Source organism: Desulfosarcina sp., assembly GCF_055467485.1.
On record NZ_JBUOIV010000008.1, the window covers coordinates 120,929 to 131,468 of the forward strand.

Below are 10,540 nucleotides of genomic sequence, written 5' to 3' on the forward strand. Positions count from 1 at the left end.
GTTGTTTTGGGATACACTCAGGGAAGGGGGGCTTAACCAGTACTATTTTGAGATGGCCAACATCAGGGAACATTGCTCCTGGGTCCATTCCAAACAGAAGGAAGAGGCCACCAGAAAAGCGCAGGATATTGTCCGGATGTCGGTGGCGCGCGCCAGCCGTCTGGACCCGCTGCAGGAGTTCGATCTGCCGGTGAACAAAGCGACCCTGGTGGTCGGCGGCGGTATCGCCGGCATGACCTGCGCGCTTTCCATCGCCAGCCAGGGCCATGAGGTTCATCTGGTGGAAAAGAGTAAGGCGCTGGGCGGCATGGCGCGCAGGATTCACACCACCATCGAAGGCATGGATGTCCAGACCTACCTGGATGACCTGATCCGCGCGGTGTATCGCAACCCTTTGATCCACGTATCCCATGAGGCCACCATTACCCGCGTTTCCGGTTATCTGGGAAATTTTATGACCACGGTGGAAACCGAAGGCCGGGTCAAGGAGATCAAACATGGTGCATCCGTCCTTGCCATCGGCGCGGATGTGTATCGACCCACCGAATACCTGTACGGAGAAAACGACAAGGTCTTCACCCATATTGAATTGGGTGAGCTGATCGCCCAAAAAGAAGAGAGGGTGACCCATGCTGAGAGTGTGGTGATGATCCAGTGCGTGGGCTGCAGAAACGAAGACCGCAATTACTGCAGCCGGGTGTGTTGCAGCCACGCCGTGAAGAACGCCTTGAAACTTAAACAGATAAACCCGGAGATGGACGTCTACATTCTCTTCCGGGATATGCGGACCTATGGGCTCAGAGAGGATTATTACCGCGAGGCATCAGACAAAGGGGTAAGATTTATCCGTTATGAACCGGACGACAAGCCCCGGGTCGAAGCGGCCAAAGAGGGGGGCAGGGAAATCCTCCGGGTGACCGTTGCCGATCCCATCCTGGGTCAGCGGCTTGAATTGGACGCCGACATTCTCTCTTTGGCCGCCGCTGTCATTCCCCCCGCGTCGACCCGCGAAGTGGCCGGACTGTTCAAGGTGACCTTGAGCCCGGATGGCTTTTTCAAAGAAGCCCATGTCAAGTTGAAGCCGGTCGAGTTTGCCACCGATGGTGTTTTTCTTTGCGGGACGGCTCACTATCCCAAGCATATCCAGGAAACGATCAACCAGGCCTACGGCGCAGCCGGCCGGGTCATGACCCTTCTTTCAAAGGATACCGTCGTGGCCTCGGGTTCCGTTGCCGAGGTAAGCGCATACGATTGTGTAACCTGCAGTGCGTGTATCACCGCGTGCACGTATGATGCGATAGACTTGGTCGATACGCCGAACGGCAGGAAAGCCTGGGTGAATCCGATTCTCTGCAAGGGGGACGGCGTTTGTACCACCAAGTGTCCGACCAATGCGATTGGGCTGAAGCACTTCACCACTGCCGCGCTTTGCAGCCAGATCGATGCGGCGGTTACCGGGCAGGAGATTCGGCGGCAAATGGATAAAGCGGTTGAAGATCGGTAGCGGTTTTCCATGGCGTCCAACCGGGATCATTGAAAAAGGGGTGAGCACGAATGAGCACAGGTATTGAATTCAAACCAAGACTGTTGGGTTTTGTCTGCCACTGGTGAGCATACGGCGCTGCTGACCTGGCTGGAGTTTCCAGACTACAATATACTAGCGATATGAGGCTGATCCGGGTCATGTGTTCCGGCAGGGTGGACCTGGAATTCATACTCAGGGCATTCGCAAATGGACAAGATGGCGTGTTTATCGGCGGTTGCCGACTGGATGAGTGCAATTACATTACCCACGGCAATTACGATGCATGGGCCAACGTCTACCTGTGCAAAATGATAATGGGCCGCATCGGCTTGAATCCTGAGCGGCTGAGGATCGCGTTCATGTCCGGCGCAGATGGAAACCTGCTGGCCGAGGCGACCGATGATTTTACGGAAACGATCAAGTCGCTGGGGCCGCTTGGCCAGGACGAAGGCAAAGACGTCGATGCGCTCACGTTCAAACTCGAAGCGGCCATGCAACTGGTCCCCTACCTTCGGCTGGTTGAACGGGAGCGGCTGAGAGCGCCTGAAAAAACCAAAAAAGCCTATAGCGACTTCTTCGAAAGCAGTGAGGTGGACCGGTTATTCGATGAGATATTTACCGAAAAACTGGCCATCAGCCAGATCATGCTGCTGCTGAAGAAACAGCCCCTTTCGACGATTGACATCTCAAAGCGGCTGGGCCTGAACCCTTCGGATGTATCCAAACACATGAACAGTTCTTCCCGGTACGGGTTGGTCAGGTACGATACGGCCAGCAATTGCTACGCGCTGGCTTGAAAAAACGGGAACGGGTTTTAAACGGGCAGGAAAAAATCAGGGACACGGTTTATGGAAATTGAAAATATCGATCGGATCATTGACAGCCATCACGGCCAGGCCAGTTCACTCATTCAAATATTGCTGGATATTCAAAGTGAAAACAACTGGCTTCCCAAGGAAGCCTTAAAACGGGTGAGTGAACGGTTAAATGTCCCCTCAACCCGGGTACAGCACATCGCCACCTTTTACAAGGCGTTCAGTGTCGTTCCCAAGGGGCGCCACAAGGTTCACATTTGCATGGGCACGGCCTGCCATGTCCGCGGTGCTACCCGGGTGCTCGACACCGTGCAGGAGGTGACCGGCATAAAAGCGGGTGAAACGGATCTTGATTTCAAGTTCAGTCTGGAAACGGTCAACTGCCTGGGATGCTGCGCCCTGGGACCGGTATTGGAAGTCGATGGAAAGGTCCATGGAAAGATGACACCTGGACAGACTGCTGACGTGCTAAAAACTTACGAGTAGGGGAATATTATGGCGCGGTTAAATTCGCCTGAAGAATTAGAGAAGTTCAGACAGGAACTCTTGTCTAGAAGGGACCCCGGCGCCCCTTGCATCTCGGTATGTGCCGGCGCCGGTTGCGTGGCCTCCGGTGCAGATGCGGTCATTGCCGCTTTCAAGGCGGAGATTGAAAAGGAAGGCTTGGCCGCCAAGGTGGACACCAAGGGAACCGGGTGCCCTGGATTCTGCGAAAGGGGACCGGTGGTCGTAATTTATCCTGAGGAGATATGCTATCTTCAGGTAACGGCAGAAGACGTTCCCGAGATTGTCTCACAGACGATCAAAGCCAACAAAGTAGTCGAGCGCCTGCTCTACCAGGATCCGGTCACCGGCGAACGCGCTGTTCGGGAATCCGACATCCCCTTTTACAAGAATCAAAAACGTACACTGTTGTGCAGCAACATCAAAATCGATTCCAAGAGCATCGATGACTATCTGTCAATCGGCGGATATTCAGCGCTCAGCAAAGCGCTCTTTACCATGTCGGATGTGGCCGTTCTGGAGGAAGTCAAGAAGTCCAACCTCAGGGGACGGGGCGGTGCCGGTTTCCCGGCAGGCAGAAAATGGGAAGGATCCCGAAATGCTCCGGAACCCGTCAAATATGTGATCGTCAATGCGGACGAGGGTGACCCCGGTGCATTTATGGACCGGGCCCTGCTCGAAGGTAATCCGCACTCTATCCTCGAAGGGCTGATCCTGGGCGGCTATGCCATCGGTGCGCAGGAGGGCTATATTTATGTCCGCCAGGAATACCCCCTGGCAGTAAAAAATATCCATCTGGCGATCGAGCAGGCCCAGGCCTATGGCTTTCTCGGGGAAAAGATTCTGGGATCACGTTTTTCGTTCAAGGTGATCGTCCACCAGGGGGCGGGGGCGTTTGTCTGCGGAGAATCAACGGCCCTGATGACAGCCCTGGAGGGCCGTGTCGGCGAACCCAGGCCCAAGTATACCCGCTCGAATATCAAAGGCCTGTGGGAAAGACCGTCTGTTCTGAATAACGTTGAAACATGGGCCAATGTGCCGCTGATCGTGAACAACGGCGCCGATTGGTTTACCCAAATCGGGACCGACGGCAGCAAGGGGACAAAAATTTTCTCGCTGGTCGGCAAGATCACCAATACCGGGCTGGTGGAAGTCCCCATGGGCATTACCTTAAGAGATATTATCTACAATATCGGTGGCGGCATCCCCAATGGCAAGCGGTTCAAAGCCGTGCAGACCGGCGGACCGTCCGGCGGATGTATCCCCGAAGAGAAGCTGGACTTAACAGTCGGGTTTGACGAATTGACCAAAGCCGGCTCGATGATGGGATCGGGCGGCATGATCGTCATGGATGAAGATACCTGCATGGTGGACGTGGCCAGGTACTTCACCGAATTCCTCACCGACGAATCCTGCGGCAAATGCGTTCCCTGCCGTGAGGGCCTGAGGCAGATGAACCGGATTCTGACCAACATCACCCGCGGAGAAGGCAAATCGGGTGACCTCGAGATCCTGGAGGAGCTGGCCGAGACCGCCATGGACGCCTCGCTTTGCGCCCTGGGCAAGAGCGCCCCGAATCCGTTCCTGAGCACGCTGCGCTATTTCAGGGATGAATATGAGGCACACATCAAAGAGAAGCGATGCCCGTCGCTGTCCTGCAAGTCGCTAATCGCCTACTGCATCGATCCGGACAGGTGCCAGGCCTGTATGATCTGTCTGCGCAAATGTCCTGCTGGAGCGATCGACGGCGGCAAGAAGACGATCCATGTCATCGATCAGGAAAAATGCACCAATTGCGGAACGTGCTTCGAAGTGTGCCCCTCGCGTTTTGGTGCGGTGAAAAAGATCTCCGGTGAACCGGTTCCGCCCGCTGTCCCTCAAGAAGAAAGAAACATCATCAGAAAGAGTAAAATAAATGAGTAAAATCCGTTTGCAGATCGATGGAACCACGGTAGAGGCCAGCCAAGGGATGACGGTATTGGAAGCCGCCCAAAACGCCGGGATATCGATCCCCACGCTCTGTCACCACGAGAAATTGGAGCCCTTTGGGGGGTGCCGGCTCTGCATCGTGGAAGTAGAATCACGCGGATGGACCAAGCTCGTTGTCTCCTGTGTTTACCCCGTGGAAGAAAAGCTGGTCGTAAGAACCCGGTCGGAGAAGGTGGACCGGATTCGCAAAACCATTCTGGAACTGTTGCTGGCCCATGCGCCGGACTCCCCGGAATTAAAGCATTTTGCTCGAGAATACAATGCAGACAAAGACCGCTACCCAAAAGACGCATCATTCTGCATCCATTGCGGTCTGTGCGTCAGATACTGTGCCGAGGTAAAGAAGGCCGATGCGATTGGGTTCGTTGACCGGGGAATCAGGAAAGAGATCAGCTTCATTCCGGAAATTGCCGCCAGGGTCTGCAATGACTGCAAGGAATGTTTTCCGCTCTGCCCGACATCTTATCTCCAGGCAGCCTTCGTGTTAACACAGGCCCTCGCGTTTCCGCCGGCGGCATCCGACCGCCCGCCATCGGAATAAACTGCGGCGCGGACGACATGTTCTCCTGTCGGACGCGCGAAACGAATCGGATGGTGGTTAGAGTTCTTTTTTCAGGTTGATGAACTTGCTGCGGTCGAACCCCAGTGTTTTGAAAAACGAGAGCAGATCGGAAGAATCCCAGGGCACAGAGGTATAAACCCGGCTGATTCCCATGCGTTTGTAGAGTTTGAAGATCTCTCGGGCCAGGCGGTCACCGAGGCCCTGACCCATGTATTCCGGATCCACGCCAAGAGTGGCGATCCAGGCGCTTTTTTCAATGCCGAAGCCGAAGGTGAGAATGTAGCTGATCATAAAACCGATGACCCGGCCGTCCAGTTCGGCCACGAAGCAGATGTCATTTTCGCTCCGGGCGTGCTTTTTGATCAGGTCCTTAAAGTCCTTTTCTACGGATTTTCGGACAATGGATGCGTAGATGTCGGCGATGTCGTCCGCATCCGCTGCCGCAAGTTCTCTGATCCGGATATTTTCCACGTCAATGGTCCTTTTTTCTACTGCTTAGTGAGGGGTCAATCGACCCGGATGATCTTCACATGGCGCCCCACCCAGTCCGGGGGCAAATAGACGCGGCCGCTGTTGCCACTGGATTTGACCAGCTTCTCGATCATCTCCTCCCCGTATATTTCGAACTTTACTTTTGTGGGAGCCAGGTTCGGCGGCGCTTCAGCCATCTGGTTTTTTTTATCGTCTGCCACGATGAATGCCCATCCTTTTCGAGTGACTGGATTGGGGTTGTTTCGAAGGTCTTCGGATCACTCCTCTTAACATTCTGAATCGGGTCGGGTCAAGCCGGTTTAGCTAATATGTCGCTATTTTTCAGCTGTCATGGGCGGCATCGTCTCGCGTCGATGCCGGTGCACACACACGATTTGCGTTTGCGCCGAATGGTCCGATGGGTAAGCGCCGGCAGATGCCTTTTTACCGACCCCACGGTTGCGACTTAAATCCCGGATTTTAGCTAAAGAGTTCCATCGATCGGGCGATCTAAACAGAATCAGGAATATCGTATTGTTTTGATTGCGTTCATCCCGGCAGTGGGTTGTGTTCCAACAAGGAGGTTGTTTTGCTGAAAGAATTAAGCCTGATGAAAAAGTTCGTTATCGGATTTGCATTGATTCTGATTCTGCTGGTCGCCCTGGCCATTGTCGGCTACCGGGGTCTTTCCGGTGTCGTCGAACACACGCGGGTTTCGGATTCCGTCAACGCCATCGGTGCCGACCTGACCCGGGCGCGGCTCTACGAGCAGGGATACATGATCGGTCGCCATGATGAAGATATCAACCATGTTCGCCAGGCCCTGGTTGACATGAAAGACGAAATCGACAGGGCCGAGGCGGCTAAGCCCGACGAGGAGTTGCAAACGCAACTGTCCGCGATTCGATTGCGCATGACAGACTATGAACAGGCATTTGACGCATTTGTCGCCATGGCCGGCGCCCAATCGGAAAAAGCGGAGCAGATGAGTGGAAAGGCGCAATCGGCCCTTGACCTGACCTCCCGGATTCGTGACCGGGAACAAGTTCAACTGGAAACGATCCGCCAGAACAGCCAGACGGTCGTTGCCCAGAAAACGGCCTGGGTTGACGCGGCCGCACAGGTCTACAATACGGCATTGGAGGCCAGGGTGAGCCGCGTCTCCCTGATGAGCGACAACGAGATGAGCACCATGGCCCAGTGGAAGGGCACCAATAAAAAGCTGGAAGGTGAGGTGGTCCAGCTCCGGTCTCAGCTTCAGTCTCCCGAAACCATCGAACTGGCGGATCGCATTCTGGAACTGCAGAAGATCTATATGGACGATGTACTCGGCTACCTGAAAACCCTGCAGTATGAAGATCTCAACCGCATGATCAAGTCGGTGAAAGACTACACGTGGTCGATCACTTCTCTTCAGTTCGAACTGAGGCAGCAGCTGGATTTTTTTCTCGAGGATACCCAGATGCTGATCGATGAGAAACTGGCTGTAACCCATAGCGTCAACGCCATGGCCAACCTGCTGATGAATGCGCGGCTGATGGAAAAAGAGATCGTCGCCGAGCGTGATACCACTCTGGCCGGTCGCGTGACGGAAAACATGCAAGGGATCTATGCCGCCGGGGAAGCCCTGAAGGCGCGGGTCGAAAACGAAGCCATCCATGGGCAGATCGCACCGATCATCGCCGCTGCGGCTGAATATGAGGCTGCCTTCAATGAAACCGTGGATTTGATGATCAGCCAGCGCGAGGCAGAAGGACGGATGGTTGAGGCTGCCCGGGAAGTGGGCCGGGTGTGCATGGCGGCCAGAAAGGATCAGCAGGCCAAGATGGACCGGCAGATCGCCGAATCCAACTTCTTCATGCTGACGGGAACCCTGGTGGCCATCGCCGTGGGAATCCTGTGTGCGGTTGCCAGCGCCGTTATGGTTGTACGCCCGGTGCGGCGGACGGCCGACATGCTCAAGGACATCGCCCAGGGTGAGGGCGACCTGACCCAACGACTCGCCGAAGACAGCCGGGATGAGATCGGCCAGATGGCCGGCTGGTTCAACGCCTTCATATCCAAGCTGCACGACATCGTCAGAAACATCTCGGAGTACTTTGAAACGGTGAGCGCATCGGCCAGCCAGCTGCTGGTCATATCCCGGCAGATGGACGGCGGGGTGCGTGACATGGGCGACAAGTCCGCTGCCGTTGCCAGGGCTGCCGATGAAATGAGCCAGAAGATGAATTCGGTGGCTGCCGCCAGCGAACAGGCTGCAACCAATGTGGAACGGGTGGCCTCAGCCATGGAGAACATGAACCGGGCGGTGTCAAACATCGGCAAAAGTTCCGGCAAGGCCCGGACCGTCACCAGCCGCGCTGTTGCCGAGGCCCGTCAGGCATCGTCCAAGGTGGACAGCCTGGGCAATGCCGCCGCCGAAATAAGCAAAGTGACCCAGGTGATCACCGACATATCGGACCAGACCAACCTGCTTGCCCTCAATGCCACTATCGAGGCGGCCCGGGCCGGCGAAGCCGGCAAAGGGTTTGCCGTGGTGGCCAACGAGATCAAGGACCTGGCACGCCAGACGGCCGAGGCCACTAAGGGGATCAAACTGGAAATAGAGGGCATCCAGTCCTCCACCGCTGAAACGGTTGCCGATATCAGCCGGGTTGCCGATGTGATCGGCGAGGTAGACGATATCGTCTCGGCCATTGCCACCGCGGTGGATGCGCAGACCATCGCGGCGGATGGGATTGCCGAGAACGTGATGCAGGCTTCTGCGGGCATTGCCGAGGTCAACCGGAATGTGGCCCAGAGCAGCACCTTCTCGGGAGAAATCGCATCGGATATCGCCGAGGTCAATCGAATCGCCGGGATCCTTGCCGGGAACAGTGCAACGGTGAACACCAGTGCCTCTGACCTGAGCCGCCTGGCAGAAGACCTGAAGGTCATGATCGGTGAATTCAAGGTCAAACGGTCCGGCGATGCCGTTGCGGTGGTTACCTCCGACCAATCGGATTTGATCGTCTGGGACGCCAGCATACAATTCGGCATCGACGCCGTCGACCGTCAGCACCACCGGTTGGTTGACCTGGTCAACAAGCTTCACGACGCCATGCGCAGGCGCGCCGGCAAGACGGTGATGGGTCCCATTCTGGGCGCGTTGGCCGAGTATACGGTCAGGCATTTTAAAGAAGAAGAGCAGTTGATGGCCAAGGTGGGCTATGCGGAACTGGATGGCCACAAGCGTCTCCATGAAAAGCTGGTGAAGCAGGTCATGGAATTTAAAAACCAGTTCGAGTCCGGTAGCGCCACCGTCACCATGGACCTGATGACCTTTCTAAGCGACTGGCTGGTCAAGCACATCAAGGGCGAAGATCGCAAGTATGTGACGGCGCTAAAAGGGGAGTCCTGACCACCGGTCATCCATGGGCCAATAGATCACCGGGCGGATCGGCGACAAGGAATTGGCTTGATATCGCCGTTCAACGGGTTCTGATTTTTCAGGTTCTACCTTGGGCGTAAAACCTGCGGATATAGGTTTCCTGCGCCTCAAAACCCCAGTGCGTCTCCTGCCAGAAGATGGCTGCGGCGTCTTTTTCACCATTGCGGATATGATCGATCAACCGGTCGTGTTCATTGCAGTTGGCCAATTCCCAATCCTTCATATAGGCCAGACGGGGAAAGTCATAAAGGCGCTGCTTCATGGTCGCCAGCAGCGGTTTCATGGCCGCGTTGCCGGACAGTTCAAGAAAGACATCATGGAAGGCAATGTTAAGCGAATAGTACTGCGAATCGAATTCGTGGAAGGTTTTTTCCCGGATGCACCGGCGCATGTCAGCGTTAAGGCGTTCCATCTTTTTTATTCGCCGGGGCGTGATCCTGTCGAACACAGACTTGAGTGCCGCGCTTTCAAGGGCGCCGAGAATTTCCAGAATGTCCTTTATTTCCGCCATGGTCATTTTCTTGAGCAGCACCCCCCTTCGCGGCAGGATGGAGACGAATCCTTCGCATTCCATCTGAATAATGGCGTCTCTAAGGGGCGTTTTACTGACCCCCAGGTGCTCGCTGATTTCGTTTAGTCTGATGAACGCCCCAGGTACCAGTCGGCCGGCCTGAATCTCCTTTTGGAGATACTCGTATATCTGCTGCCGCAGTGATCTGACATCCAACACGTTTTGCATCATAGGTCCCCGGTGAATCTCCTGAAACGGCGTTTTTCAACTGGCTTATCCTGCCGCAACGGCCGGATCATCACGACCGGCAAGCCGCCGGCAGGCTGAAAACAGCTTTGGCTGATGCTGTCTTGGTTCTGGCGATATTCCGGATCAGGGTCGGTGAGGCGCGGCCCTGTTTGCCGGGGCATCGTTTGCTGCGGATATCCCGGCAAACAGGGTAAAGTTTAGATAAGGGTCTCGATAGGCGTATACTCCAGGGCGAATGCTTCGGCGACAGCCTGGTAGGTGACCTTGCCGTCGATCACGTTGGCCCCCAGCCGGATCTCCTCGTTCTCCTGCATGGCCTGCTTCCAGCCCTTGTTGGCGATCTGTACCGCATAGGGCAAGGTGGCGTTGGTCAGCGCCAGGGTCGAGGTCTTGGCCACCGCACCGGGCATGTTGGCCACGCAGTAGTGGATCACTCCGTCGACCACATAGGTCGGATTGCCGTGGGTGGTCGCCTTGGAGGTCT

9 protein-coding genes and 2 pseudogenes are annotated in these 10,540 nt (G+C 55.7%); 7 read left to right on the forward strand and 4 right to left on the reverse strand.

Features of this window, described 5'->3' with window-relative positions; translation table 11 throughout:
• Position 1 precedes the first annotated feature (1 nt).
• From ACZCED_RS06315 to ACZCED_RS06340, 6 genes and pseudogenes are all read left to right on the forward strand, one after another.
• Complete coding sequence (locus tag ACZCED_RS06315) at positions 2–1,504, forward strand: CoB--CoM heterodisulfide reductase iron-sulfur subunit A family protein (protein ID WP_464860447.1); 1,503 nt, start codon at positions 2–4, stop codon at positions 1,502–1,504.
• A 119-nt stretch (positions 1,505–1,623) separates the two neighbouring features.
• A pseudogene (locus ACZCED_RS06320) lies at positions 1,624–1,944 on the forward strand (hydrogenase iron-sulfur subunit); the annotation flags it as partial.
• 225 nt (positions 1,945–2,169) lie between these two features.
• On the forward strand, positions 2,170–2,322 hold the full coding sequence (locus ACZCED_RS06325; protein ID WP_464860450.1) for an ArsR family transcriptional regulator: 153 nt from the start codon (positions 2,170–2,172) through the stop codon (positions 2,320–2,322).
• Between the two features lie 51 nt (positions 2,323–2,373).
• Positions 2,374–2,826, forward strand: coding sequence for a complex I 24 kDa subunit family protein (locus ACZCED_RS06330; RefSeq protein WP_462969911.1), 453 nt, complete (start codon positions 2,374–2,376; stop codon positions 2,824–2,826).
• 9 nt (positions 2,827–2,835) lie between these two features.
• Entirely contained in the window at positions 2,836–4,767 is a 1,932-nt protein-coding gene (locus ACZCED_RS06335) for an NADH-ubiquinone oxidoreductase-F iron-sulfur binding region domain-containing protein (RefSeq protein ID WP_462969910.1), read from the forward strand.
• A complete protein-coding gene (locus tag ACZCED_RS06340) occupies positions 4,760–5,374 on the forward strand; it encodes a 2Fe-2S iron-sulfur cluster-binding protein (protein WP_462969909.1) in 615 nt (204 codons plus the stop codon). The genes ACZCED_RS06335 and ACZCED_RS06340 overlap by 8 nt, the downstream gene beginning before the upstream one ends.
• 57 nt (positions 5,375–5,431) lie before the next feature.
• On the opposite strand, the gene ACZCED_RS06345 is transcribed toward ACZCED_RS06340, so the two are convergent.
• Both ACZCED_RS06345 and ACZCED_RS06350 read right to left on the reverse strand, forming a co-directional pair.
• On the reverse strand, positions 5,432–5,866 hold the full coding sequence (locus tag ACZCED_RS06345) for a GNAT family N-acetyltransferase (protein WP_462969908.1): 435 nt from the start codon (positions 5,864–5,866) through the stop codon (positions 5,432–5,434).
• A 35-nt stretch (positions 5,867–5,901) separates the two neighbouring features.
• Positions 5,902–6,087 (reverse strand): DUF2080 family transposase-associated protein, encoded by a 186-nt coding sequence (locus ACZCED_RS06350; RefSeq protein ID WP_462969907.1) that lies wholly within the window; start codon positions 6,085–6,087, stop codon positions 5,902–5,904.
• A 368-nt stretch (positions 6,088–6,455) separates the two neighbouring features.
• Here ACZCED_RS06350 and ACZCED_RS06355 point away from each other — a divergent pair, with 368 nt between their 5' ends.
• Positions 6,456–9,266, forward strand: a complete 2,811-nt coding sequence (locus ACZCED_RS06355) for a bacteriohemerythrin (protein WP_464860448.1) — start codon at positions 6,456–6,458, stop codon at positions 9,264–9,266.
• Positions 9,267–9,354: 88 nt separating this feature from the next.
• Here the strand turns inward: ACZCED_RS06355 and ACZCED_RS06360 are convergent, their stop codons facing one another.
• Both ACZCED_RS06360 and ACZCED_RS06365 read right to left on the reverse strand, forming a co-directional pair.
• Positions 9,355–10,038, reverse strand: a complete 684-nt coding sequence (locus tag ACZCED_RS06360; protein ID WP_464860449.1) for a GntR family transcriptional regulator — start codon at positions 10,036–10,038, stop codon at positions 9,355–9,357.
• A gap of 215 nt (positions 10,039–10,253) precedes the next feature.
• Positions 10,254–10,540: pseudogene (locus ACZCED_RS06365) on the reverse strand (alanine dehydrogenase); the annotation flags it as partial.

What these genes read in the sequence shown, in the direction of transcription:
- ACZCED_RS06325 (WP_464860450.1), top strand. Translation starts at nt 2,170, where the DNA reads ATGCTGCTGCTGAAGAAACAGCCCCTTTCGACGATTGACATCTCAAAG.
- ACZCED_RS06330 (WP_462969911.1), top strand. Translation starts at nt 2,374, where the DNA reads ATGGAAATTGAAAATATCGATCGGATCATTGACAGCCATCACGGCCAG.
- ACZCED_RS06335 (WP_462969910.1), top strand. Translation starts at nt 2,836, where the DNA reads ATGGCGCGGTTAAATTCGCCTGAAGAATTAGAGAAGTTCAGACAGGAA.
- ACZCED_RS06340 (WP_462969909.1), top strand. Translation starts at nt 4,760, where the DNA reads ATGAGTAAAATCCGTTTGCAGATCGATGGAACCACGGTAGAGGCCAGC.
- ACZCED_RS06360 (WP_464860449.1), bottom strand. Translation starts at nt 10,038, where the DNA reads ATGATGCAAAACGTGTTGGATGTCAGATCACTGCGGCAGCAGATATAC.